This window comes from Pseudomonas ovata, assembly GCF_003131185.1.
GTDB lineage: Bacteria > Pseudomonadota > Gammaproteobacteria > Pseudomonadales > Pseudomonadaceae > Aquipseudomonas > Aquipseudomonas ovata.
In genome coordinates this window covers 1-23,462 of sequence record NZ_QFFU01000030.1, presented here as the reverse complement: position 1 = coordinate 23,462, position 23,462 = coordinate 1, and the positions used below count along the sequence as shown (strand labels likewise).

Genomic DNA, 23,462 nt, shown 5'->3' with positions numbered 1-23,462 from the left:
GTCATCTGGAAATGCACCCATGAACCATCCGCTCTCAAGCCCTGCGCGCCCCCTGCTCCGAACCGCCCCGGCCCGCGCCGGCCTGGCCTTGTCGAGCCTGACCCTGGCCTGCCTGCTGGCACCGGCGGCGCAGGCCGAAACCGACGGTGAGGCGCGCCTGGACACTGTCACGGTGATCTCTACCGGCGTGCGCGGGGCACAACGGACCGTGGCCGACAGCCCGACGCCCATCGACATCATCAACGCAGACCAACTGCTCAAGACCGGACGGGCCGAGTTGTCGGAGGCCATCTCCAAGCTGCTGCCGTCGTTCAACTTCGGCGCCAATACCTCGGGCTTTCAGTCCACCACCCGGCCGCTGACCAACCGGGGCCTGGAACCGGCCTACACCCTGGTGCTGGTCAACGGCAAGCGGCGGCACAACGGGGCGATGCCGGCGGGCGGCAATATCGACACCAGCGGCGCCAATGCGGTGGACCTGGACCTGATTCCGGTCAGTGCCGTGGAGCGTATCGAGGTGCTCAAGGACAGCGCGGCGGCGCAGTACGGTTCCGATGCGGTGGCCGGGGTCATTAACGTGATTCTCAAATCCGGCGCTTCGGGCGGGCATTTCGAGACCAGTTACGGCCAGTTGACCGACGGCCAAGGCGAGAACATCAAGCTGGCCGGCAACAAGGGCTTCGCCATTGGCGACGGCGGCTTTGTGCAACTGTCGGGCGATGCACGCAAGCGTAACCAGGCGTTTTTGTATGACAAGGCCGACGCCAACTACCGTGGCTATGCGCCCGGCGATGCCCGCCAGGACAGCTGGGACCACCGCGCCCTGAAAAACGGCGACCCGGACCTGGAGGCCTTCAACCTGGGCTACAACGCCGAGCTGCCGGTCAGCGACAGCACCCGGCTGTACTCCTACGCCACCTATGGCGAGCGCAAGGCGCAGATCTACAACAACAAGCGCCTGGCCTACAGCACCGCGTCCATCCCCGAGCTGTACCCGGACGGCTACGACCCGCTGAACAACATCAAGGACACCGACTGGCAGTTCCTGGTCGGCGGCAAGGGCGAGATCGGCGAATGGAACTGGGACCTGTCGACCACCTACGGGCGCAACAAGAACCATCACTCCAGCGACCTGACCATCAACCCCACTTACGGCCCGGAATCACCCACGTCGTTCAATGACCTGGCCACGCTGCAGTTTGATCAGTGGGTCAATAACCTGGACATCACCCGCCACTTCGACAGCCTGCCGCTGCTGCCGTTTGCCGTGCAGGTCTCGGCCGGCCTGGAGCATCGCTGGGAGCGTTTCCAGACCTTTGCCGGCAGCGCCGATGCCTACACGGTGGGCAGCTACACTTACCCGCAGTTCCTGGCCGACGGCAGCCGTAATCCGCTCTATACCCTGAGCACCAACAGTGGCCTGAGCGGCGGCCCCAGCCGGGGTGCGCAATCGGCATTGGTGATCCGCCCGGAAGACGAAGCGGACCTGGACCGCAACAACTATGCCGCCTACCTGGACGTCGGCCTGAACCCCAGCGATCGCTGGTACGTGGGCCTGGCCGGGCGGGTCGAGCACTATGACGACATCAAGAAGAACACTTTCGCCCTCAAGCTCAACTCGCGCTATGAACTGACCGACACCGTGGCGGTGCGCGGCACCCTGGGCACCGGTTTCCGCGCCCCGTCGCTGACCCAACTGGGCTATTCGGTGGCCGACAACCGCACCGGGGTCAACGCCGACGGCGTGGTGGTGCCGGCGCTGCGCTACACCGCCACCCCCGGCAGTGCGCTGGCCAAGGCCTTCGGTGCCAGTGAACTGGACCCGGAAAAGACCCGCAACATCGGCCTGGGCCTGACCTGGCAACCGGCGCGGCACACCAGCGTGACCCTGGACGGTTACGTGGTCGACATCGATGACCGCATCGTGCTGTCGCAGGACATCTATGACCGGGGCGATGGCGCGGTCAACAGCACGCTGCGCGGGCTGGGCGTGGCTGAAGGGTCGTGGGTCACCTACTACACCAATGCCTACGACACCCGCACCCGGGGCCTGGACCTGGTGCTGGACCACAGGACCGCGCTGGGGGGCTTTGGCGACGTGCGCTGGAGCGCGGCCTTCAACTGGAACAAGACCACGATCCAGGACCAGCGCAACACCCCGGCCGACCTCAGCGCTTCGGGTATCTCGGTGGTCGGGCATGCCGCCGAAGGCAACCTGGTGGCCGCCTCGCCCAAGACCAAATGGGTGCTGGGCGCCAACTGGAGCATTGATCGCTTTGTGATCAACCTGCAAACCACCCGCTACGGCAAGGTCGAGACCTGGGCGCAGAACGCCAGCGCCGACCGCAGCTTCGATGCCAAGTGGATCACCGACCTGGACATCGCCTATTCGCTCACCGACAACCTGACCGCCAGCGTCGGCGGCACCAATATCTTCAACGTCTACCCCGAACGCAACGGCGTGGTCGCCAGCCCTTCCAACGGCGGCCAGGGCATCTACGGCAACCCCTCGTTCAGCCCGAACGGCGGGTTCTGGTACACCAAACTGGCGTATGACTTTTGAGGGTGCCTGACGGGCGCATACAGCCCATACAACTGTAGCGCGCTGCCATCGCTATCGCCGGCAGAGCCGCCTCCCACAGGGTCGCGGGTGGCTGTCGGACCTGTGCTGCCTCAATAAACAGACTTGATACAAGGACACAACCATGACCAACGCTGTTTTCCCCGGCCGCCTGCTGGCCTCTTTCGCCCTGACCCTGGCCCTGGCCGGTTGCTCGCCAGCGGGTGACGAGGCCGCCAGCAAGACCCTGAACATCGCCTTCTGGGGCGACAACACCACACTGGTCAGCGTCGACCCGTTCCAGGTCTACTGGCTGGAACACCGGGTGCTGCTGCGCAATGTCGCCGAATCGCTGACCGACCAGGACCCGGAAACCGGCACCCTCATTCCCTGGCTGGCCAAAAGCTGGACGGTCAGCGACGACGCCCTGAGCTACACCTTCAAACTGCGCGACGACGTGACCTTCAGCAACGGCGAACGCTTCGATGCCAAGGCGGTCAAGACCGCCTTCGACAGCAACAAGGCCTTTGCCACCGAGCTGCCGGCGGTGTTCGGTGCCACGTACCTGGCCGGTTTCGACCATGCCGAAGTGGTCGACGACTTCACCGTCAAGCTGGTGCTGAACAAGCCCAACGCCGGCTTCTTGCAGGCCACCTCCACCACCAACCTGTCGATCCTGGCGCCGGCCTCCTACCAACTGACGGCCAAGGAGCGGTCGCTGGGCAAAATCATCGGCACCGGCCCCTTTACGCTGGAGCATTACACCCCGGAAACCGGTGCCCGGCTGGTCAAGCGCAAGGGCTATCACTGGGCCTCGGCCAATATGAAAAACCAGGGAGAAGCGCATCTGGACAGGGTCGAAATCAGTTACATCCCCGAAGAAAGCGTGCGCAACGGCCTGTTCCTGCAAGGCAAGGCTGACATCCTCTGGCCGCGCAACCCGTTTTCGGAAGTCGACCTCAAGCTGTTCCAGTCCAGGGGCGCGACCATCCAGAGCCGTTCGCTGCCGGGACCTGCGCTCAATCTGTTTCCCAATACCCGTGGCGAACGCCTGCTCGGCGACAAGCAGGTTCGCCTGGCGCTGCAAAAAGCCATCGACCGCAAGAGCTACGCCAGCACTGTCTACAACGCGCAATTTCCGGTGGTCAGCGGCCTGTTCGATGTCACCACGCCGTATTTCAAGGACCAGAGCGCCAAGCTGGTCTACGACCCGGCCGGTGCCGAGCGCCTGCTCGACAGTGCCGGCTGGGCCAAGGGCACTGATGGCTACCGCTACAAGGACGGCAAGCGCCTGAGCCTGAGCTACAACATCAGCCCGGCCGAAAGCGCCGGCGACGTGCTGATCCAGGACCAACTGCGCAAGGTCGGCATTGACCTCAAGCTCAGCGTCGTCACCCGCGCCGAGTGGGTGGCCAACAACTCAGCGGGCAATTACGACCTGAGCACCAACTACATGACCCGCGCCGACCCGATCATCCTGCAGACGATCCTTGACCCGCGTGCGGCCAACAGCGCGGCCCTGGCCACCAATATCTATGCGCCGCAGACCCTGGAAAAAGCCAAGGCGCTGTTCGACGCCGGCATCACCGCCACACAAAGCGCACAGCGCGCCCAGGCCTACGGCGAACTGCAAGACCTGCTGATCGACGAAGGCTCGGCGCTGCCGGTCTACGAGCGTGTGTGGCAGGCCGCCACCTCGGCCAAGGTGCAGAATTTCCGCTGGACCGCCGAAGGTTTCGCGCTCTTGGGCGACATCGAACTGGGTGGCAACAAAGAGGCCGCCAAGCCATGAACCGCTACCTGATCGGCCGCGTCGCCCAGGCCCTGCTGGTGTTGTGGGGGGCCTACACCATCACCTACTTCATCCTCTACATGCTGCCGGGCGACACGCTGTCGATCATGCTCAGTGCCTCGGGTCTGGAGGCCGATGCGCTGTCGCCTGAAGACCTGGCCCGCGCCCGCGCCTACTACGGTCTGGACAAAGGCATTTTCGAGCAGTATCTCGACCTGGTCTGGCGTGCGCTGCAGGGCGATTTCGGTCAGTCGCTGTCGCTCAACCGCCCGGTGGCCGAGTTGCTGGGCGAGCGCCTGCCGCAAACCCTGGCGCTGGCCGGCATGGCCATCGCGCTGTCACTGGTCGGCGGCGTGGGCCTGGCCTACCTGACGTCCTACGTGCGCTTTGCGCCACTGAAAGTCGCCCTGGCGCGCCTGCCTTCGCTGGGCTTCTCGGTCCCGGTGTTCTGGATGGGCCTGCTGCTGATCCAGGTCTTCGCCTTCAGCCTGGGCTGGTTTCCGGCCACCGGCAGCCAGGGCTTCGACAGCCTGATCCTGCCAGCGGTGACCCTGGCGATTCCCAGCGCGGCGGTGTATGCGCAAGTGTTGCAACGTGGCTTTCAGGGTGTCTGGAACGAGCCCTACATCGCCACCGCCTACGCCAAGGGCCTGAGCCGCGCCCAAGTGCAACTGCGCCACGGCTTCAAGAACGCCGCCCTGCCGATCCTGACCCTGATCGGCCTGCAGGTCGGCAATACGGTGTCGGGCGCGGTGCTGGTCGAAACCATCTTTGCCCGCTCCGGCGTCGGTCGCCTGGCCCAGGAAGCGGTGTTGCGCCAGGACATTCCGGTGGTGCTGGGCATCGTCGCGGTGTCGGCGGCCGCCTTTGTGCTGGTCAACCTGATCGTCGACCTGCTCTATCCCTGCCTCGACCCCCGAATCACCCACACGCCCAAGGTGTCGTAACCATGATCCCCACCGATACCCGCTTGCGGCATGACCACACGCCAACCCTCACACCAGCCGCCAAAGTCCAGACCTGGCACCGACGCAGCCGTCTGCAACGCCTGAGCGCCACACTGCTGCCGCTGCTGCGCCGCCCAGGCTTCAGCGCCGCCGTGCTGATCATTGCCTTTGCGCTGGTGGCGGCGCTGGTGCCGGCCTGGCTGACCGGCTTCGACCCTTACGCCACCTCCCCGGTCGACAAGCTTACCGCGCCCAACCTGACCCACTGGTTCGGCACCGATGAACTGGGCCGCGACCTGTTTACCCGTGTGGTGTACGGCGCCCGCCTGTCGGTGCAGGCCGCCTTGCTGGCGGTCGGCATCGCGCTGGTGGGCGGCCTGGGGCTGGGGGTGCTCTCCGGCTTTGCCGGCGGGCGGGTGGATGCGCTGATCATGCGTCTTGTCGACGTGCTGCTGGCCCTGCCCGGCCTGCTGCTGGCGCTGGCCATCGTCACCGCCATCGGCTTTGGCACCGTGCCGGTGGCCATCGCCGTGGGTGTCGGCATCATTCCAGGCTTTGCCCGCACCACCCGCGCCGAAGTGCTGCGGGTCAAGACCCTGCCCTATGTCGAAGCCGCGCGCCTGGGCGGTGCCAGCTGGGGCCGCACGCTGCTGCGGCACATTCTGCCCAACGCCTGGGGCCCGGTGGCGGTGTTGGCGACCCTGGATTTTGGCGCGGCGATCCTGGCCACGGCCGGCCTGAGCTTTCTCGGTTTTGGCGCCGCGCCGCCGGCCGCCGAATGGGGCACGCTGATCGCCAATGGCCGGCACTTTCTGATCACCGCCCCCTGGGTGTCGCTGCTGCCGGGCCTGTTCGTCGTGGCGGTGGTGTTCAGCCTCAACCATATCGCCCGCACCCTTGAGGAGAACCCACGATGAGCCTGCAACCGGCCCTGATCGATGTCCGTCAACTGGCCGTGACGTACGGCAATGCCGCGCAGCCGACCCTGGCGGTGAATCAGGTCAGCTTTACCGTCGCCCAGGGCGAGACTGTGGCCATTGTCGGCGAGTCCGGCTCGGGCAAGTCGACCCTGGCCAATGCCATCCTTGGCCTTCTGCCGGACAACGCCCGCATCACCGGCGGCCAACTGTGGGTCGACGGCACCGACTTGAGCCACGCCAGCGAGCGCCAGAAACGCCAGCTGCGCGGCTGCACCATCGGCCTGGTGCCGCAAGACCCGATGGTCAGCCTCAACCCGACCCAGCGCATCGGCCAGCAGATCGCCGAAGCGTTGATCCTGGCCCACGGCCGCCGCTATCCTGCGGTCGACGCCGACATCCTGACGCTGCTGCAACAGGTCGGCCTCGACAAACCGGTGCTGCGTGCCCGCCAGTACCCGCACGAATTATCCGGCGGCATGCGCCAGCGCGTGCTGATCGCCATCGCCTTGGCCGGCAACCCGCGCCTGATCATTGCCGACGAACCGACCAGCGCTCTGGACGTGACCGTACAACGCAAGATCCTCGACCACCTGCAAGGCCTGGTGCGCGAGCGTGGCATCTCACTGCTGATCATCACTCACGACCTGGGCGTGGCCACCGACCGCGCCGACCGTATTCTGGTGATGAAGCAAGGCCAACGGGTGGAACAAGGCCCGCCCCGGCAAATTGTCAGGCACCCGCAACACGACTATACCCGCGCCCTGCTCGCCGCCGCACCGGCGTTCGGCCAGCGCCGCCAGGCGCCATTGCCGCTACCGTCCGCATCATCCTCGGGCCCGATCCTGAGCCTGCAAGGCGTAGGCAAGGTCTTCGACCTGCCCCGGGTCAAGGGTGAAGACCACCAGTTCGTGGCCTTGCACGACCTGAATCTTGCAGTCTATCCGGGCCAGACCCTGGCCATCGTCGGCGAATCCGGCTCGGGCAAAAGCACCGCCCTGCGCATCGCCCTGGGCCTGGAAAAACCTACGCAAGGCCGGGTGCTGTTCGAGCAACAGGATGTCACCGGGCTGAGCTGGCGCCAGTTCCGCCCGCTGCGCCGACGTATCCAGCTGGTGCAGCAAAACCCCTTCGCTGCCCTGGACCCACGCTTCACCATTTTCGACAGCATCGTGGAACCGCTGGTGTCGTTCGGGCTGCTCAAGGGCCAGGCGCTGGAGCAGGCGGCACGCGAGCTGATCGCACGGGTGCATCTGCCGGTGAGCTACCTGGACCGGTTGCCCCGGGAACTGTCCGGCGGCCAGCGCCAGCGCGTGGCCATTGCCCGCGCCCTGGCGTTGAAGCCGGACTTGCTGTTGCTGGACGAACCGGTGAGCGCACTGGACGTGTCGGTGCAAGCGCAGATTCTGGACCTGCTGGAAGAACTGCAGCGCGAACTGGGGATTGCCTATGTGCTGGTCTCGCACGACCTGTCGGTGGTGGCCAGCGTCGCGCACCAGGTGCTGGTGCTGCGCAATGGCCAGGTGGTGGAACAGGGCGATGTGGACCGGGTGTTCAATGCACCCGAGAGTGAGTATACGAAAGAGCTGATTGCGGCGATTCCGGGGCGTGGGATGGAGGGTGTGGCAGCGTGAGGCACGCTATAAAATAACTTATTCATTTTATTGAATATCAAACTCACCGCTCGTAGGAGCGCGCTTGCCCGCGACCGGCTGCGTTAGCAGTCGTAAAATTTCAGCGTTTCACAAATTTTTGCGAGCGCTTCGCACTCGGTCGCGGGCAAGCGCGCTCCTACCGCACCTGTCGCTATGGGAACACAGCGTGCGCGCCCGGCTAGATCAAGGTCGCAAATACCGGGCGCCGGCACGCGCGCCCTCGGTAGACTCGGTGCACCAACCCGGAGAATGCCCATGCTTCGACAGGCGTGCACTACGCTACTGCTGACCTTTCTGGCCTCTGCCGCCCAGGCCGCGCCAACCTACGATCACCTGTATGCCTTCGGCGACAGCTACTCGGATAACGGCGCCGGCGAGGTCTTTACCCGCACGCTGGTCAGCCAGAACATCAAGGAGGCCCAGGCCCTGCCGGGTGAGCTGTACTGGCAAGGTCGCTGGAGTAACGGCCCCACCGCTGTAGAAGGCCTGGCGCAAGCGCTGCAAGTGCCCTTGACCGACTATGCCATCGGCGGCGCGAAAAGCGGCCACGGCAATTACTACACCTGGATGTTGCCCGCACGCGACACCGGTGTACTGGGCCAGGTCGATGCTTATTTGAAAGCGACGCCCGGCAACAAGGCCAATCCCGAGTCGCTGTATTTCCTGTTTGTTTCAGCCAACGATTTCTTCGAGTGGGCGGATTTTTCGCACACCGAATCCATAGAGCAACTGAGCAGCACCGCCACGGGCAATATCCGCCAGGCCGTCGAGACCCTGGCGAGTGCCGGAGCGCAGCAGTTCATGGTGGTCGGGACCACGGACCTGAGCCGTGTACCAGCGGTGGTGCAAGGCAAGCAGGTTGAACAGGCCACCCGATTCCAGCAGGCGCTGGAACGCGACGTGCCTGCCGTGCTTGAGACGCTGGCGAAAGCGCGGGATGTGAAGATCGTTTATTTCGATCACCTGGCGTTCAGCACCGCGGTTCGGGCAAAACCCCAGGCGTCAGGCTTTCGGGATCTGGACACGCCATGCCAGGCCACCTACCCGCAGGTCAAGCCGGTGTGCAGCGACCCGGATACGCATTACTACTGGGACGAATGGCACCCGACGCGCAAGGTGCATGCGCTGGCAGCGGATGCCATGTTCAAGGCGCTGCAAGCGCGTCAGTGACTACGGCTCGGCGTCACCCCACTCAAGACGGGCTGACCACGCCCGTGTCGGGTTACTGATCGATAGCTCAGCGACAGGATCGATCCCGGGCGCTTGCCTGCCCTTGGCGTTCAAGCGGGCCGCGACGTGAACACCAGGCGAACCGCAAGCAGCACCAAGACGCCGGCAAGGCCCCACGACTGCCATTTGGCAGACTCACCCTTGCCGGACGCGTACCCCCGGATGACGCCTCCCACCAGGCCCAGCGCAATGTGGAAGAAGGTGGCGATCAGGGTCAGCACCAGCCCCAGCGTCACGATTTGCCGGGCGACCGATGAACTGCCGGGCACCACAAACTGCGGCAAGAACACCATGAAGAACAGCAGCGCTTTCGGGTTGAGCAGAGAGTTGAGCATCGCGCGCATGAACACTGACATCAGCGAGGCCTGGAGGGCGGTGTGCAGTGGACCTGTGGCGCGAACCCGCAGAGCCTTCCAGGCCATCCACAGCAGATAGAACACGCCGGCCCAGCGGATCAGGTCGAACGACGGTGGCCATTGTGCGATGGCGGCCGTAACACCGGCGGCGGTCAGCGCTGTCAATACCAGGTCAGCGGCGCTGATGCCCAACGCCGCCGCGACGCCGCCACGCCAGCCGTAGCTGGCGCCGTGTGCAAGCACAAAGGCCATGTTGGGGCCAGGAGACATCAGCAGCAGCAACACCGCACCCGCAAACAGCAATAACGTCGATGGCTCTACCATACGGGCTCCAGATCGCCGCGATGGACGATATGCAGCTTGTTGCCATCAGGGTCTCGGAGGTAGGCGCCGTAATAGCCCTCGCCATACCAGGGCCGCTCACCCGGAGCGCCTTCATCCGTACCGCCCTTGAGCATTCCTGCGGCGTAGGCGGCGCGTACAATGTCAGGCGTCTGAGCATGAAACGCAAGCATGCTGCCATTGCCCGGCGTGGCCACAAGGCCATTGCGCGGCAAGTAGACGTAGAACCTGGGCAGTGTGTGCGTCGGGTGGACCCAGCATGCCGAGGCGGGACCGCCATCCGGGGTCACCACGCGGCGGATCAGCCCAAGGGGCGCAAGCACGGCGTCATAAAAGGCCGCTGCGCTGTCGAGGTCGGTGCATCCCACGGTAACGTGACTGAACATGTCTCAATCGATTCGACGTCACTGAACGGTTGCGTCCTGCGCGTCGAACTCGCCTCCTTGCCTTGTGTGACATCGGAGACTACGCTCGCCACCTGATACACACAAAGAATTGTTCTAGATACATTCAATGACAACGCCACGGTACAAAACCATTGCTGACCAGCTCGCGGAAAACATTCGCAGCGGGCGTTTGCGCCCTGGCACCCAGCTGCCGACAGTACGCGCGTTGATGAGCGAACATGGCATCGCGCTTGCCACAGCCGCTCGCGTTTACCGCACGCTGGAATCAATGGGCCTGGTGGTGGGTGAAACGGGACGCGGCACCTTCGTGCGCGACACGTCGCTGCCACGCGACCTCGGCCTGCAGCCGGCATCCTCAGCCGGAGTCATTGACCTGACCTTCAACAGTCCAGCGGTTCCAGGGCAGGCAGAGCTGCTCAGGCAAGCGCTGCGCAGCATTGCCTTGTCGGGGGATCTGGACGCCTTGCTGCACAGCGCCCCCCATGGCGGGCGGACGCATGAGCGCGAAATCGCGGCAAAACACCTGCGCAATCGAGGGGTTCGGGTGCCCGGCTCGCAGGTGTTGATCGTCAATGGCGCGCAGCAAGGGCTGGCACTGGCACTGACGGCGCAGCTTAAACCGGGCGATGTACTGGCGGTCGACGCGCTCACCTACCCAGGCATCAAAGCGCTGGCGGTCGCCCATCACCTTGAGCTTGTGCCCATACCCCTGATAGATGGCAAAACCGGGCTCGACGCGCTGGCGGCCAGTTGCAGGCGGCGCCCGGTACGGGCGTTCTATACGATGCCAACCCTGCACAACCCCTTGGGATCGATCATGCCGGCCGCCGACCGTCAGCGCCTGGTCGCCCTGGCAGAAGAACATGACTTTGCGCTGATCGAAGACGGCGCCTATGCGTTTCTGGCCGAGCCGGCCCCCAAGCCGCTGTTCATGCTCGCGCCGGATCGCACGATCTACGTCTGCGGCCTTTCCAAAAGCGTCGCCTCGGGCTTGCGAATCGGATTCATCGCCGCGCCTGTAGCGCTCATTCCTGCGCTTGAACAAGCCGTGCGCGCCTCGACATGGAGTTCGCCATCGATCACCGTCGAACTGGCCTGTCGCTGGATCGAAGACGGCGTGGTGGATGAGCTGGAAGCATTGAAGCGCAAGGATGCCGCCATGCGGCAACAACTGGCCCGGCGCATTTTCGACGGCATCAATCTGATCGCGCACCCGAACGCGTATTTTCTGTGGCTGCCGTTGCCTGAAGACATGCGGGCCGAGAGCGTAGTAGCGGCGTTGCGGCGCGACAACATCATGGTAACGACAGCCAAACCCTTTTCGGCGGCCTCCAATGCCCCTAATGCACTGCGCGTGGCACTGGGGTCGGTGCCGGTTGCAACGCTTGAGCTGGCCTTGAAAAAAGTGAGAACGGCCTGCGGTTATCAGGACTGACAGGCGCCTGGCGTATCGATCAGCGTGATCGCTTTCTAACAGAATTGTCATCCTCCCCTCACCTTCGCGTCAGCCATGGCTGCGTAATGTGTGTTTCAACGCTTGAGGTGCCGATTGGCTCAGCAGGTGCTGCCACCCACTTGAATGGTAATCCCATGAATTCGATCAAATCGCTGGTTCTGATCATCGTCGCGCTGTCCTCCACATCGGCACTGGCCCATGACGGCAGTGAGCGCGCCAGTCCGGCCGCGCAGAAAATGCGCATCGCACAGGAAGAACGCTTCAATCAGCAAAACCGCGACGCCGCCACCGAATATGTTCGCGCTGACGAGCAGCCGCGTGCTGACCAGCCGAAGAAATCGGAAGGCTGAGGCCTGTCGATGACCTGATTCACCTTTTGGAAGCGCTCACGCTCCTTTGGTCAAGGTGAACCCTTGGCGCCCTTGCGGGCGCCTTTTTTGCTGTTGATCATGAGCCGCAGGCGTGGCGGCAGCCGCTATAGCAACTGCCCGCCCGAAATGTCAAAGGTCGTGCCGTTGGCCCAGGCCATGTCATCGGACAGGATGGCGGCGACCGCAGCGCCGATATCGTCCGGCAGACCGACACGCCCCAGGGCGATGCCTCGGGCGACGAAAGCGTTTACATCCTGATTGTCACGCACCACACCACCCCCAAAGTCCGTGGCGATGGCGCCCGGGGCAATGGCATTTACCCGAATCTGCCTCGAACCCAGCTCTACGGCCATGTACCGGGTCAGGACCTCGACGGCCGCCTTTACAGCGGCATAAAGGCTGTAGCCCGGCAGGGTGAAACGCACAAAGCCGGATGAAACGTTGAGGATACGCCCGCCGTCCTGCATGAGTGGCAGCAGCCTTTGCGTGAGAAACACCGGGCCTTGAAGATGCGTCGCGACGAGTGAACCAAACTGTTCCTCGGTCGCATCGATAAAGTTCGAAAACAGGCTATTGCCGGCGTTATTGACGAGAAAATCGAATCGCTCGCGACCAAAGTCGGTCAGCAGCGTACGCGTCACGGCTTCTGAAAACGCCTGGAAGCTGGCGGTGTCAGTGATGTCGAGTGCCAGCATCGTGGCTTTGCCGCCTTGTGCCTCGATCTGTTGTTTGAGCGCCAGCGCTTGTGCCGCGCCGCTGCGGTAGGTGCCAATGATATGAATGCCACGCCTGGAGAGGTGAAGGGCCATGTGACGACCAAGGCCGCGGCTGGCGCCGGTGATGAGTGCAATCGGGTGAGTCATGGTTATCCCTGCTGGATGAAGTGCGCATTGCAGCGTTTTCTTGACCTGCCCACGATAAGCAACGGGTGTTATTCAACCCACGCCCGATCAACTCAATTCATTGCCTGATTGTCTCAATCGACTTGTGCCATGACTTTTGGCTGACATACTCAGCCCATGAACGATGACCTTGTCCAGCACCTCGATATAGCCCTGCGCCATGCGCCACCGGGTCTGACCGTAACGCCGATCCCGCGTATGGACCTTTGCGTCGGGCAAGGCTCTGGCAACCAGGCGCCTTGCCTGTATCGCTCGATGATCTGCTTCATCCTGCAAGGCTCCAAACGCATTGCGATCAACGATCAGTTGCTCAGTTACGACCGGGAGCACTACCTCATCAGCGCCCTCGACCTGCCCTTGACCGGCCAGATCCTCGATGCTGAAGGGGGGCGCCCTTACGTGGCCGTCTCACTTGTACTGGACCCGGCCCTGCTGGCGCAATTGGCCGCGAGCATGCCGCCGGTTCGTGAATGTGCGCCCAAGGGGGTGGGCATCGCGATCAATCCGATGACCGCTGCGCTGCGCGATACTGTGTTGCGCTTACTGTCATTGCTTGACACCCCTGCCGACATCCCGGTACTCGGCCCGATGATCGAACGCGAATTGCTTTATCGTCTCCTGCAAGGTCCGCAGGGACGATTGTTGCGTCAGATTGCCCAACCCGAGGGGGCCTTGGGCAGTATCCGGCGGGCCGTGGCCTGGATCAGGGATCACGCCAACAGCCGGCTTCGTATCGACGCCTTGTGCGAGGCCAGCGGCATGAGCCGGGCCAGCCTGCACCGTCATTTCCAGGCCATGACCGGCCTGAGCCCTGTGCAGTATCAGAAGCTGCTCAGGTTGCAGCAGGCTCGCCAGCTTTTGCTGGCCGGCGAGCATCGTGCGGCTGATGTGGCGTTCGCGGTCGGTTATGAAAGCGTCTCACAGTTCAGCCGCGAATATGCCCGGCAATTCGGGGCGCCGCCTGCGCGCGATGTGCGCAAGATACGGCAGGCGATCGGCAATCCAATCCGTGCAGCCCTCGACTAAGGCTGGGCCCTCAATGCCTTGATGATGAACGCATGAAGGCTATTGACCGCTTTCGACCCACGCGACGCCTTGCTGCGCAGAATCGAGACCTGCATGGGTTCGATGCTGGCAAGCCCATGTTCGCCGCTTAATACCTGCAACGAGGCCTGCACGTTGCACTGGGTGATGGCGGCAATCGCCAGCCCGCCTTCGACGGCGGCCACCTGGCCCGCCAGGCTGGAACTGTTGTAGACCACCTTGAACTGGCGTCCTTGCTGGGTCAGGGAGTACACCGCGTAGTGTCGGGCCAGGCTTTCGCTTTCATAGACGGCAATCGGCTGATTTTCAGCTATTGCAGGCAGACGCCTGTTCCAGCCATTACCCTAGCGCCTCGACAACTGAACTCAGGGTGTAAGGGGCATTGCGTGAACAGAGAAACACTTGAACAGAACCAGATCCCCGTTTACTTCGCGGCGGTCGGTGTCGCTGCGCTGGGCGGGTTGACCGCACCCGTAGCGGCTCAGGCACTGAGCGCCTGGGTCACGCCGGCCATTGCGGTCTTGATGTACGCCATGTTCCTGCAGATTCCGTTTCTGGACCTGCGCGCCAGCTTAAGCAACAAGCGCTTCATGGCCGCCTTGCTCATGGCCAATTTCGTGGTGATTCCGCTGCTGGTCTGGGGACTGACACGCGGCCTGCTCGATCATCCGGCGATTCTGGCCGGGGCCTTGCTGGTGCTGCTGACGCCCTGTATCGACTACGTGGTGGTGTTTACCCATATCGGCAAGGGCGACTCGAAGCTGATGCTGGCGGCCACACCCGTCCTGTTATTGCTGCAACTGGTGCTGCTGCCCCTGTATCTGATCTTGATGCTCGATGCCAGCAATACGGTAGTTATCGCGGCCGGGCCGTTTGTCGAGGCCTTCCTGGTGCTGATCGTGCTGCCCCTGGTGCTGGCGGTGCTGACCTCGGCCGGGGTCAAACGAGCCTTGTGGGTGCAGCGCTGGAACCAGGCCTGGGCGTGGATGCCGGTGCCGGCGATGGCCGCGGTACTGATGGTGGTGATCGGTTCGCAGATCGCTTTTGTGGTGCAAGCATTTGACCGGTTATGGCCGGTCGTTCCGGTCTACCTGGGGTTCATGCTGCTGGCGCCGGTGGTCGGTGCCCTGGTGAGCAAGGTCTTCGGATTGGCAGCCGCGCCGGCCCGGTCGGTGGTGTTCAGCAGTTCGACGCGCAATTCGCTGGTGGTTTTGCCCCTGGCGCTGGCGTTGCCAGAGGAGATTCGCGGGTTGGCGGCGGCGGCCGTGATCACCCAGACGCTGGTCGAGCTGGTGAGTGAACTGGTCTATATCCGGGCGATTCCGGCCTGGGTATGGCGACGCTCCTGAAAACAGGCATGGCCGCCCGGCACCCGTTGAACCGGCGGCCATCGGCATCGTCTGATCAGGTGCACCGCCTGCCCGCCCCTGAGGATGAACCGATGAAATTCGTGACCGCTGTCCTGTTATCCAGCCTGAGCCTGGGCGCCCTGGCAGCGCGACCGCCGCTGGACCTGCCCAGTTGTAATTTGTCCGCGCAACGCGCGCTGCAAGGCCAGGTCGACGAGCATGTGACCGACCCCGGACAAGCGCACATTTACGTGCGCGCCGATGCGCTGGTGGGTGATATCAATGCCTTGCACCTGGACCGTCGATTGACTGAACAACAAGCCAGCAAATTGTTAGGCCGGGTCAACGATGTCCGGGCGCAGACCGATGGCTTCGTAAAAGAGCAAGGATTCCTGAGTGCAGCCGAGCGGGAGAGCTTTGATCGTGAGTTCGATGCTGTTACCCAAGGCATGTGCCCCAGGACATAGCATTGAATAGCATCAATCACTTAAGGCTGAGTCCATGAAGACTCTTATGGATCCAGCCAAAGCGTACAATTTAATACGTTCGATAATCGAACAAAATAAAAGACCTCATAAAATAAAAACAACCTTTTGTTTTTAATAGTAAATCTACCAAAAACAAGCTTTCAAAGCGCTTATACCCGCCTGTTTCCTTCACGCTTGCTGATTGCCACTGGATCCACAACTTGCTTGACTGACGACTGCGGCGTTTCATGCAGTGCCGACCGTCGAAAACAATAACAAGGGTGTGGTCATGAATGACTTCTCGATCGGATGCAGGCTGCGGCGTGCATCCACCTCCGTATGGCTGTCCCGCCATTGCTGTAACCCCTGCCGCGCCGAGGTGCGACCATGAATGTCGACCTCAAGGCAATGGTGGATCAACGCCCCATGGTGCCCATGCAGTGGCTGGCCATCGGGATTTGTATCGTGCTGAACATGATCGATGGCTTCGATGTGCTGGTGATGGCTTTCACGGCGGCTTCGGTGTCGGCCGAATGGAGCCTGAACGGCGCCCAGATTGGCTTGCTATTGAGTGCCGGGCTATTCGGCATGGCCGCCGGCTCTTTGTTTATCGCCCCGTGGGCAGACCGCTTCGGACGTCGGCCCTTGATTCTGTTCTGCCTCACCCTTTCAGGCATTGGCATGCTGCTGTCGGCGTTCAGCCAGACGGCCACGCAACTGGCGCTGTTGCGAGCGTTTACCGGCCTGGGTATTGGCGGAATCCTGGCCAGCAGCAATGTGATTGCCAGTGAATACGCCAACCAGCGCTGGCGCGGGCTGGCAGTCAGTCTGCAATCGACCGGTTATGCCCTGGGCGCGACGCTGGGCGGATTGTTATCGGTGTGGCTGCTGACCCGCTTCGGCTGGCGTTCCGTATTTCTCTTTGGTGGCGCGGTGACACTGGCGGTGATTCCGCTGGTGCTGCTGTGGCTGCCCGAGTCGCTGGATTTTCTGATCGCCCGCCGTCCGGCCAATGCGCTGGCACGAGTCAACCGCCTGGCCTCGCGCCTGGCCCTGCCGACCCTGGCTCAATTACCGCTCGTGCATACGGCACCGGCTTCAAACCGCGACCGCCTGGTGCAGTTGCTGAGCCCGGCAGCACGACGCACCACCCTGCTGATCTGGCTGCTGTTCTTCCTGGTGATGTTCGGGTTCTATTTCGTGATGAGCTGGACACCGAAGCTGCTGGTGGCCGCCGGGCTATCAGCACAGCAAGGCATCAGTGGCGGCGTGCTGCTGAGCGTGGGCGGCATCTTTGGCGCCGCCCTGATTGGCGCGCTGGCTTCACGCTGGCCGCTGACACGGGTGCTGTCGCTGTTCATGCTCATCTCGGCGGGCTTGCTGGTGCTGTTCACGCTCGGCGCATCTTCGGTGACGATCGCGCTGGGCCTGGGCTTGCTGATCGGCCTGTTCGTCAACGGCTGCGTGGCCGGGCTGTATGCGCTGTCGCCCATCGTCTACGACGCCTCGGTACGCGCCACCGGTGTGGGCTGGGGCATCGGCATCGGGCGCATCGGCGCGATCGTGTCACCAACGGTCGCCGGCTTGCTGCTTGATGGCGGCTGGCAACCACTGCACTTGTATGGCGTGTTTGCCGGTGTGTTTGTGCTCGCGGCGGCGGTGTTGTTGCTGCTCAAGCCAGGCACGCCCAAGGTGGCGGTGCGAACGGAGGTGCGCGTCGGTCAGGCTTGAAGAAGTCACTGGCCACCCCTTCCAGGCCACGTGCCCAGGGTGAGTTAGCCCGTTGGAAAATTAACTTCATATCGCTATCGGCTGAGCCTATGCTGTTGCCTTGTGATTAGCACTCTGAATGACACTCAGTGGAGTTTCTAAATGGCATTTCAAATTCTGGCAGAGGTAGCCGCCTCGGTGACCGACCTTAAGCGCGACCCGATGGGCACCGTGCGCGAAGGTCAGGGACAAACGGTGGTGATCCTTAACCGTAACGAGCCTGCATTTTATGCAGTACCCCCCGCACGCTATGAAGCCATGCTGGAGTTGATCGACGATATGCGACTGGCAGAACTGGTTCGTGCGCGCCAAGACGGTCCGACTGTAACGGTCGATATTGACGACCTGATCGAGCAGGCCAGCGCCAGTGCCTAGGTTCACCCTTGAGTTCAACGAAAAGGCACTCAAAGAATGGAAAAAGCTGGAACCTGCACTGCAGATCCAGTTAGCCAAGAAGCTTAAAGAACGTCTCGAACTGCCTCGAGTCGAGGCGGACCGTCTACATAGCCTGCAGGATTGCTACAAAATCAAACTGCGCTCTGTGGGCTACCGCCTCGTCTATCAGGTCGTGGACAACCGGTTGGTGGTTACTGTGATCACTGTCGGCAAACGTGAACGATCAGACGTTTACGAAGCTGCTCGCAAACGAATCGAATAGTGCTTCAGTGAACAGTGTTACGCTCACGCCAGTACCTTGCTGATCCACTGCACTTCGCGCTGAAGCGTCTGCAACTGCACTTCAGGCACCACCTGTGCGTTTTTCAGGGTGCCCAGGACCTTGTGTTTCTGTCGCAACCGGGTTTGCCACTTGAGCACAAAGGCCGGGCTGCGGGCGTGCATCAGCAGCGGGCCGAAGTACAGCTCCTCTGCGCTGTAGGCCACCGATCCCGTGGGCTCGGCAACGATGATTTCGTAATCGAAGCGGTGTTCGCGCAGCACCGCTTCGGCGGTGATCCGGTAGCCGTTGTCCATCAGCCACTGGCGCAACGGCGGCTCGCCGCCGTTGGGTTGCAGCACCAGGCATTCACGGCCATTCAGACGCGGTTTGCCGCTGTCGAGGATGTCGCGGATGGTTTCGCCGCCCATGCCGCACAGGCTGATGGCGGTGATGGCATCATCCGCTTCGATGGCGGCCAGGCCATTGGCCTGGCGCACGGTGATGCAGTGCTCCAGACCGTTATCACGCACGGTGCGCCGGGCAGCCTGGAACGGCGTCAGGGCCAGTTCGCCGGCCACGGCTGCGGTGATCAAGCCTCGATGCATCAGCGCCACCGGCAGGTAGGCGTGGTCGGAACCGATGTCGGCCAGGCGTGCCCCGGCGGGCACCTGCGACGCCACACATTCCAGGCGTTGGGACAATGTCTGCGGGTTCACCTGGGCTCCTTTGCACCTTGTTCAGCCGGCGCCTGTGGCCGGATCGGGTCGCGACTTTGGTTCGGGGCGCGACTGTAGCGGGCAATGCCGGATCTTTCAAATGCCGGCACAGCCTGGCCGCTTCATCACCGGACCTTGAACATCGACACCTTGTCGCTCAGGCGGCTGGCCAGTTGCGCCAGTTCGTCGCTGGCCGCCGCCACCTGTGACGAGCCGGTGGCGGTGTGCACAGTCAGTTCATGGATGCGGCCGATGTTCCTGGCCACATCATCGGCGACGCTGCTTTGTTGCACCGAGGCGCTGGCAATCTGGGCATTCATGTCGTTGATGGCGCCGACTTCGTGGCGCACCTTGTCCAGCGAGGCCTGGGCCTTACGGGTCTGGGTCACCGTGTGGGCGGCCCGCTCGCAGCTGTCGCGCATGGTCTGCGCGGCGGCTTCGGTGCCGCTTTGCAGGGTGCCGATCATGTCGCGGATTTCCTGGGTCGACTGCTGGGTGCGATTGGCCAGCGAGCGCACCTCATCGGCCACCACGGCAAAACCGCGACCGTGTTCGCCGGCGCGGGCAGCCTCGATGGCGGCGTTGAGCGCCAACAGGTTGGTTTGCGCCGCAATCGAATTGATGACATCAATCACCGTGCCGATCTGCTCGCTGTCGCGTGACACCTGCTCGACGGTGGCCGTGGTCTGGGTCAGGGTGAGCGCCAGGGTTTCGATCGACTGCGAGGTCTCGACCACCATGCGATTGCCGCTGGCCACTTCGGTGTCGGCCAGTTGCGTGGCATCGGCGGCCTTCAGGGCGTAGCCGGACACTTCGTTGACGGTGGAGGCCATTTGCGCGATGGCCGTGGCCACTTGCTCGGCCTCGCGGCTCTGGCGACCAATGTGCTCGTTATTGAGCGCCGAGGTGGCGGTCAGGCGCGTGGAGGCCTGACTGACTTCCTGGGCGGCCATCCGCACTTGGGTGATGGTGTCCGACAGTTGCCCCAGCGCGGCCTTGAGTACGCCCATCACACTGGCCGGGTGGCGCGTGGTCAGGGTCTGTTGCAGGTCGCCGGCGGCCAGGCGCTCGATGGCCTGGGCCACCTCGGTCGGCTCGGCACCCAGGGTCGAGTTGACGAAACGGATGATCTGCATCGCCAACAGGATACTCAGCAACAAGGCCACGCCGGTGGCCAGCAGCATCAGGCCGCGAAAGGCGCTGGCGGTGGCCTGTACATCGTTGAGCTGGGCCTTGATCGAGGCCTCTTCGGCGTCAATCAAGGCATTGATGCGCTTGAGCCATTCGCTGTACAGCCCTGAGGTACGCTGCAACAGCAGGGCCTGGCTACCGGCAATATCGCCCGCCTGACGCTGGTCGATCAGCGTTTTTGAAGAGGCCAACGTCTGTTGCTCAATGTCCTTGATCGACGCCAGCAGGGTGCGCTCTTCAGCGCTCACCTGCCGGGAACCGAACAACCGGTCCATGGGCGCAGCCGAATCGGCATAGTCTTTTTCCAGGCGGCTGATCTCGGCCAGGTGCCGGGCCAGGTCCTGGGGATTATCGACCAATACGGCATCACGGATGGCAATGGCGCGGTTGTGCACGCTGCCGCGAAAGTTGATGGCGTAGCGCTGCACCATGGCGGCGTTGTCGCTGACGTTGGCCAGCGTGCTGTCGATATAGCCGACCCGCTGGATGCCGACGGCAGTGATCAACACCAACAACGAGACGATGGCCGCAAAGCCGAGGCCGATGCGGGTCGAGAGGGCAAGCGGTTTGTTCATGGGCGGGACTCGTCGGGTCGAGGGCCGAAGCCACCCGACATCAAAATGACATCAGCTTTGGCGGCGACGTTAACCGAAGCCGGCAACAGTGCCTAATTAAAATTGCAGGGCGCAGGGATAGTTATTGGTAATGAATCCTTGGCCTTGTACGCGGTCGCGATTGCGCGCTGCCTTTATGCACCGTCGTCATTGAACCTCTATAGCCCTGGCTACGTCCTATCGCCTGCAAGTGCGATTGCCTGGCTGCCCGGCGCAGCAGCGACGCTTTGTCTGCATCGCGCAGAGGCTGTCTCTGTCGTGGGCTTGTCATGTATTTCTGGAGACCCTGCCGACATGAACGTCTCGTTCCGCCCCCAATGGCTACTCGCCCTCGCACTTCCCCTGGTCCTTGCCGCCTGCGGCAACGACGAACCCGAACAGCGCGCAGCGTTCACGCAGTTCCTGCAGACCCGCATCGTCGACAAACCCGGCGTGCGCGTGCCGCAACTGACCCCGGAAGAATCCAAGTCGTTTGGCGACTACACCCGCCACTACGCGGTGATTACCGACTTCAACGGCGCAATGGACACCACGGTCAAGCCCTTGGGCGAACTGGTGCAGAAAGGTGCGATGCGCTCGGTGGCCGATGTGATTGCCCGCCGCGACGACATCAAGGCGATCCAGACCGGCCTCAACGACATGGGCGTGCAGCTCAAGGCGCAGCAAGCCAAGGCCGACACGGCCCATGCCCAGCTCAAGCAGCCGGATGACCTGAAAGGCGTGTATGACAAGGCTTATGACAAGACCGTCAGCGTGCCGGCCAACACCCTGCTCGACGTGCTGCCGCAAATCAACGGCACCCTGGATGGCAGCCTGAAAGTGGCTGACTACATCAATGCCCACAAGGACCAGATCGACATCAACGGTCCGGTAGTGACCGTCAAGGACCCGAAAGTGCAGGCAGAACTGAACACCCTGCTGCAAAACCTGAATGAACAGGCCAAGACCGTGCAGCAGGCTCAGGTTCGCTTGCAATCGGTGATGCTCGGCAAGTAAGCCGCGTTTACCCGGTGCAGCGCCTTGCAGCGCTCACCGGGTATCTGGCGGGCGCTGGGCCTGCACCAGGGCCAGGAAATGCGCCAGGACCGGCGATTGATTGTGCGGGCTGTACGCCACCGCAATACCGCTCGACAATCCATCGTCCGCCCCCTTGAGCGGTCTGAACACCACCCCTTTGCGCCTGACTTGCGTCAGCGACGCCGGGATCAGCGCCAGCCCCTGCCCTTCGGCAATCAAGCCCAACAGAATGTGATGATCGTCAGGCTCGGACAGTGTCCGGGGCTTGAAGTCGATACGCTCGAAGAACGCCTGGCAGTGGTCATGAAAGCCCGGATTGAGCCGCCGTTCGAAGCGAAACAGCACTTGCTCGCGAAGATCAAAGAACCCCAGCGTACGCTTGCGCGCCAGTGGATGGTGCGCGGACAAGGCGACGCGTAGCGGCTCTTGCCGCAGGGTCTGGACCGTGAGCCCCTTGGCCTCGGTGTGCAGCCCGATAAAGGCCACGTCCATCGAGCCGTTATTGATCTCGCGCACCAGGCGGATCGAGTGTTTGCCCTGGGTGACAATCGCGCAGTCGGCAAACCGCTGCCTTAAAGGCTCGAGCACATCAGGGATCACGCTGCGATCAAACACGGTGGTGTAGCCAATGCAGAAGTGTCCGCCCTTGCCGGCGCGTGCCGCCTGGGCGGCGGCGATGGCTTTTTCGGCCTGAGCCAGGGTGCGCCTGACCTCCGGCAAAAATGCAGCGCCCGCCGCGGTCAATGTCACCCCGGTACGTGTGCGCTGGAACAGCTCGACACCCAACAGGTTTTCCAGCTGACGGATCTGCCGGCTCAAGGGTGGCTGGGAAATGTGCAGGCGCGCCGCTGCCCGGCCAAAATTGAGCGTTTCGCTCACCGCCAGAAAATAACGGAATTGTCGCAGGTCGATGGCTTCGTTCATGCCGAAAAGGTATCACTAAAAGGGTATTGGCTGAACCGTCGAGACCGGGCCTACAGTCGCCTTCTCCATCACTACGAGGCGCAGACCATGGACAACGAACGGTATATCAGGGGTTGGGCAAAACTGCAGGAAGTGGATGGCCTGGCGGGGGAGCGTGTCATTGACAGCCTCAAGGATATTGCCCCGGACTTTGCCCGGTTGCTGATCGAGTTTCCGTTTGGCGATATCTACTCGCGACCAGGGCTCGACCTGCAGACCCGTGAACTGGCGGTCGTGGCCGCGCTGACCGCCATGGGCAATGCCACGCCACAACTGAAAGTGCACATCCACGGCGCCCTGAATGTCGGCTGCTCGCGTGAGCAGGTGGTGGAAGTGATCATGCAGATGGCGGTGTATGCCGGCTTTCCCGCAGCGCTCAATGGCCTGTTCGCCGCCAAAGAAGTCTTCAACGCCGAAGCCTTGTAGGAGCGCGCTTGCCCGCGACCGGCTGCGTTAGCAGTCGTAAATTTTCAGCGTTTCGCAGATTTTGGATGTGCTCACAGCCATAAATCTGTGGCGTTTCGCTGATTTTGCGAGCGCTACGCACTCGGTCGCCGGCAAGCGGGCTCCTACCGGGATTCTTCAGCGTGCCGCTTTGGCGCGTTGTCAGTGAAACAGAGTAGGTTCTCATCAAACACAAAATAACTTGTTGATGCATTGGATATTACATTGACCCCTTGTAGGAGCGCGCTTGCCCGCGACCGGCTGCGTTAGCAGTCGTAAAATTGTGGCGTTTCA

At 62.7% G+C, this 23,462-nt stretch carries 22 protein-coding genes and 1 pseudogene; 16 read left to right on the top strand and 7 right to left on the bottom strand.

Annotated elements, in window-relative coordinates; genetic code table 11:
* The first annotated feature begins 19 nt into the window (after nucleotides 1-19).
* From DGA31_RS26380 to DGA31_RS26355, 6 genes are all read left to right on the top strand, one after another.
* Nucleotides 20-2,563 (top strand): TonB-dependent receptor plug domain-containing protein, encoded by a 2,544-nt coding sequence (locus DGA31_RS26380; RefSeq protein WP_109514496.1) that lies wholly within the window; start codon nucleotides 20-22, stop codon nucleotides 2,561-2,563.
* A 142-nt stretch (nucleotides 2,564-2,705) separates the two neighbouring features.
* A complete protein-coding gene (locus DGA31_RS26375) occupies nucleotides 2,706-4,352 on the top strand; it encodes an ABC transporter substrate-binding protein (RefSeq protein WP_056837871.1) in 1,647 nt (548 codons plus the stop codon).
* Nucleotides 4,349-5,299: an ABC transporter permease gene (locus DGA31_RS26370; protein ID WP_109514495.1), complete on the top strand. Its 951-nt coding sequence runs from the start codon at nucleotides 4,349-4,351 to the stop codon at nucleotides 5,297-5,299. Before DGA31_RS26375 ends, DGA31_RS26370 begins: the two co-directional genes overlap by 4 nt.
* A gap of 2 nt (nucleotides 5,300-5,301) precedes the next feature.
* Nucleotides 5,302-6,216 carry an ABC transporter permease gene (locus tag DGA31_RS26365; protein WP_109514494.1) on the top strand — a complete coding sequence of 305 codons (915 nt, stop codon included), beginning with the start codon at nucleotides 5,302-5,304 and terminating at the stop codon, nucleotides 6,214-6,216.
* Nucleotides 6,213-7,850 (top strand): dipeptide ABC transporter ATP-binding protein, encoded by a 1,638-nt coding sequence (locus DGA31_RS26360; RefSeq protein ID WP_109514493.1) that lies wholly within the window; start codon nucleotides 6,213-6,215, stop codon nucleotides 7,848-7,850. The genes DGA31_RS26365 and DGA31_RS26360 overlap by 4 nt, the downstream gene beginning before the upstream one ends.
* A 276-nt stretch (nucleotides 7,851-8,126) precedes the next feature.
* Nucleotides 8,127-9,041 carry an SGNH/GDSL hydrolase family protein gene (locus tag DGA31_RS26355; protein WP_109514492.1) on the top strand — a complete coding sequence of 305 codons (915 nt, stop codon included), beginning with the start codon at nucleotides 8,127-8,129 and terminating at the stop codon, nucleotides 9,039-9,041.
* A gap of 110 nt (nucleotides 9,042-9,151) precedes the next feature.
* Here the strand turns inward: DGA31_RS26355 and DGA31_RS26350 are convergent, their stop codons facing one another.
* Both DGA31_RS26350 and DGA31_RS26345 read right to left on the bottom strand, forming a co-directional pair.
* Nucleotides 9,152-9,781, bottom strand: coding sequence for a LysE family translocator (locus tag DGA31_RS26350; protein ID WP_056837862.1), 630 nt, complete (start codon nucleotides 9,779-9,781; stop codon nucleotides 9,152-9,154).
* A complete protein-coding gene (locus tag DGA31_RS26345) occupies nucleotides 9,775-10,185 on the bottom strand; it encodes a VOC family protein (protein WP_109514491.1) in 411 nt (136 codons plus the stop codon). The genes DGA31_RS26350 and DGA31_RS26345 overlap by 7 nt, the downstream gene beginning before the upstream one ends.
* Before the next feature lie 127 nt (nucleotides 10,186-10,312).
* Between DGA31_RS26345 and DGA31_RS26340 the strand changes: the two genes are divergently transcribed.
* The gene (locus tag DGA31_RS26340; protein ID WP_109514490.1) at nucleotides 10,313-11,641 is read left to right on the top strand and encodes an aminotransferase-like domain-containing protein; all 1,329 of its coding nucleotides are present in this window, start codon (nucleotides 10,313-10,315) and stop codon (nucleotides 11,639-11,641) included.
* 86 nt (nucleotides 11,642-11,727) lie between these two features.
* Nucleotides 11,728-12,012, top strand: coding sequence for a hypothetical protein (locus DGA31_RS26335; RefSeq protein ID WP_421958011.1), 285 nt, complete (start codon nucleotides 11,728-11,730; stop codon nucleotides 12,010-12,012).
* Between the two features lie 125 nt (nucleotides 12,013-12,137).
* Here DGA31_RS26335 and DGA31_RS26330 read toward each other — a convergent pair whose 3' ends face one another.
* Nucleotides 12,138-12,896 (bottom strand): SDR family NAD(P)-dependent oxidoreductase, encoded by a 759-nt coding sequence (locus DGA31_RS26330; RefSeq protein WP_109514488.1) that lies wholly within the window; start codon nucleotides 12,894-12,896, stop codon nucleotides 12,138-12,140.
* Nucleotides 12,897-13,052: 156 nt separating this feature from the next.
* Between DGA31_RS26330 and DGA31_RS26325 the strand changes: the two genes are divergently transcribed.
* Complete coding sequence (locus DGA31_RS26325; protein ID WP_109514487.1) at nucleotides 13,053-13,961, top strand: AraC family transcriptional regulator; 909 nt, start codon at nucleotides 13,053-13,055, stop codon at nucleotides 13,959-13,961.
* Here the strand turns inward: DGA31_RS26325 and DGA31_RS26320 are convergent.
* Nucleotides 13,958-14,278, bottom strand: a pseudogene (locus DGA31_RS26320) (type 2 periplasmic-binding domain-containing protein); the annotation flags it as partial. The gene DGA31_RS26325 and the pseudogene DGA31_RS26320 overlap by 4 nt on opposite strands.
* 87 nt (nucleotides 14,279-14,365) lie before the next feature.
* Between DGA31_RS26320 and DGA31_RS26315 the strand changes: the two are divergent.
* The 5 genes from DGA31_RS26315 (at nucleotide 14,366) to DGA31_RS26295 (ending at nucleotide 18,223) form a co-directional block, all read left to right on the top strand.
* Nucleotides 14,366-15,328: an arsenic resistance protein gene (locus DGA31_RS26315; protein WP_109514486.1), complete on the top strand. Its 963-nt coding sequence runs from the start codon at nucleotides 14,366-14,368 to the stop codon at nucleotides 15,326-15,328.
* Between the two features lie 92 nt (nucleotides 15,329-15,420).
* Nucleotides 15,421-15,795 (top strand): hypothetical protein, encoded by a 375-nt coding sequence (locus DGA31_RS26310; RefSeq protein ID WP_109514485.1) that lies wholly within the window; start codon nucleotides 15,421-15,423, stop codon nucleotides 15,793-15,795.
* Nucleotides 15,796-16,182: 387 nt separating this feature from the next.
* Nucleotides 16,183-17,526 carry an MFS transporter gene (locus DGA31_RS26305; protein ID WP_109514484.1) on the top strand — a complete coding sequence of 448 codons (1,344 nt, stop codon included), beginning with the start codon at nucleotides 16,183-16,185 and terminating at the stop codon, nucleotides 17,524-17,526.
* Nucleotides 17,527-17,667: 141 nt separating this feature from the next.
* Complete coding sequence (locus tag DGA31_RS26300; protein ID WP_191998710.1) at nucleotides 17,668-17,940, top strand: type II toxin-antitoxin system Phd/YefM family antitoxin; 273 nt, start codon at nucleotides 17,668-17,670, stop codon at nucleotides 17,938-17,940.
* Nucleotides 17,933-18,223 (top strand): type II toxin-antitoxin system RelE family toxin, encoded by a 291-nt coding sequence (locus tag DGA31_RS26295; protein WP_109514483.1) that lies wholly within the window; start codon nucleotides 17,933-17,935, stop codon nucleotides 18,221-18,223. Before DGA31_RS26300 ends, DGA31_RS26295 begins: the two co-directional genes overlap by 8 nt.
* A gap of 23 nt (nucleotides 18,224-18,246) precedes the next feature.
* Here the strand turns inward: DGA31_RS26295 and DGA31_RS26290 are convergent, their stop codons facing one another.
* Both DGA31_RS26290 and DGA31_RS26285 read right to left on the bottom strand, forming a co-directional pair.
* Nucleotides 18,247-18,939, bottom strand: coding sequence for a tRNA (adenine(22)-N(1))-methyltransferase TrmK (locus tag DGA31_RS26290; RefSeq protein WP_109514482.1), 693 nt, complete (start codon nucleotides 18,937-18,939; stop codon nucleotides 18,247-18,249).
* A 125-nt stretch (nucleotides 18,940-19,064) separates the two neighbouring features.
* Nucleotides 19,065-20,705: a methyl-accepting chemotaxis protein gene (locus DGA31_RS26285; protein WP_109514481.1), complete on the bottom strand. Its 1,641-nt coding sequence runs from the start codon at nucleotides 20,703-20,705 to the stop codon at nucleotides 19,065-19,067.
* A gap of 333 nt (nucleotides 20,706-21,038) precedes the next feature.
* Here DGA31_RS26285 and DGA31_RS26280 point away from each other — a divergent pair, with 333 nt between their 5' ends.
* The gene (locus tag DGA31_RS26280) at nucleotides 21,039-21,740 is read left to right on the top strand and encodes a DUF3053 domain-containing protein (RefSeq protein WP_056837840.1); all 702 of its coding nucleotides are present in this window, start codon (nucleotides 21,039-21,041) and stop codon (nucleotides 21,738-21,740) included.
* A gap of 33 nt (nucleotides 21,741-21,773) precedes the next feature.
* On the opposite strand, the gene DGA31_RS26275 is transcribed toward DGA31_RS26280, so the two are convergent.
* Nucleotides 21,774-22,685 (bottom strand): LysR family transcriptional regulator, encoded by a 912-nt coding sequence (locus DGA31_RS26275; RefSeq protein ID WP_109514480.1) that lies wholly within the window; start codon nucleotides 22,683-22,685, stop codon nucleotides 21,774-21,776.
* Nucleotides 22,686-22,772: 87 nt separating this feature from the next.
* On the opposite strand from DGA31_RS26275, the gene DGA31_RS26270 reads away from it, so the two are divergent.
* A complete protein-coding gene (locus DGA31_RS26270; RefSeq protein ID WP_056837836.1) occupies nucleotides 22,773-23,150 on the top strand; it encodes a carboxymuconolactone decarboxylase family protein in 378 nt (125 codons plus the stop codon).
* Nucleotides 23,151-23,462 lie beyond the last annotated feature (312 nt).

Coding starts and splice junctions, on each gene's coding strand:
- DGA31_RS26380 (WP_109514496.1), top strand. CDS start 20: ATGAACCATCCGCTCTCAAGCCCTGCGCGCCCCCTGCTCCGAACCGCC.
- DGA31_RS26375 (WP_056837871.1), top strand. CDS start 2,706: ATGACCAACGCTGTTTTCCCCGGCCGCCTGCTGGCCTCTTTCGCCCTG.
- DGA31_RS26370 (WP_109514495.1), top strand. CDS start 4,349: ATGAACCGCTACCTGATCGGCCGCGTCGCCCAGGCCCTGCTGGTGTTG.
- DGA31_RS26365 (WP_109514494.1), top strand. CDS start 5,302: ATGATCCCCACCGATACCCGCTTGCGGCATGACCACACGCCAACCCTC.
- DGA31_RS26360 (WP_109514493.1), top strand. CDS start 6,213: ATGAGCCTGCAACCGGCCCTGATCGATGTCCGTCAACTGGCCGTGACG.
- DGA31_RS26355 (WP_109514492.1), top strand. CDS start 8,127: ATGCTTCGACAGGCGTGCACTACGCTACTGCTGACCTTTCTGGCCTCT.
- DGA31_RS26350 (WP_056837862.1), bottom strand. CDS start 9,781: ATGGTAGAGCCATCGACGTTATTGCTGTTTGCGGGTGCGGTGTTGCTG.
- DGA31_RS26345 (WP_109514491.1), bottom strand. CDS start 10,185: ATGTTCAGTCACGTTACCGTGGGATGCACCGACCTCGACAGCGCAGCG.
- DGA31_RS26340 (WP_109514490.1), top strand. CDS start 10,313: ATGACAACGCCACGGTACAAAACCATTGCTGACCAGCTCGCGGAAAAC.
- DGA31_RS26335 (WP_421958011.1), top strand. CDS start 11,728: ATGTGTGTTTCAACGCTTGAGGTGCCGATTGGCTCAGCAGGTGCTGCC.
- DGA31_RS26330 (WP_109514488.1), bottom strand. CDS start 12,896: ATGACTCACCCGATTGCACTCATCACCGGCGCCAGCCGCGGCCTTGGT.
- DGA31_RS26325 (WP_109514487.1), top strand. CDS start 13,053: ATGAACGATGACCTTGTCCAGCACCTCGATATAGCCCTGCGCCATGCG.
- DGA31_RS26310 (WP_109514485.1), top strand. CDS start 15,421: ATGAAATTCGTGACCGCTGTCCTGTTATCCAGCCTGAGCCTGGGCGCC.
- DGA31_RS26305 (WP_109514484.1), top strand. CDS start 16,183: ATGAATGTCGACCTCAAGGCAATGGTGGATCAACGCCCCATGGTGCCC.
- DGA31_RS26300 (WP_191998710.1), top strand. CDS start 17,668: ATGGCATTTCAAATTCTGGCAGAGGTAGCCGCCTCGGTGACCGACCTT.
- DGA31_RS26285 (WP_109514481.1), bottom strand. CDS start 20,705: ATGAACAAACCGCTTGCCCTCTCGACCCGCATCGGCCTCGGCTTTGCG.
- DGA31_RS26280 (WP_056837840.1), top strand. CDS start 21,039: ATGAACGTCTCGTTCCGCCCCCAATGGCTACTCGCCCTCGCACTTCCC.
- DGA31_RS26275 (WP_109514480.1), bottom strand. CDS start 22,685: ATGAACGAAGCCATCGACCTGCGACAATTCCGTTATTTTCTGGCGGTG.
- DGA31_RS26270 (WP_056837836.1), top strand. CDS start 22,773: ATGGACAACGAACGGTATATCAGGGGTTGGGCAAAACTGCAGGAAGTG.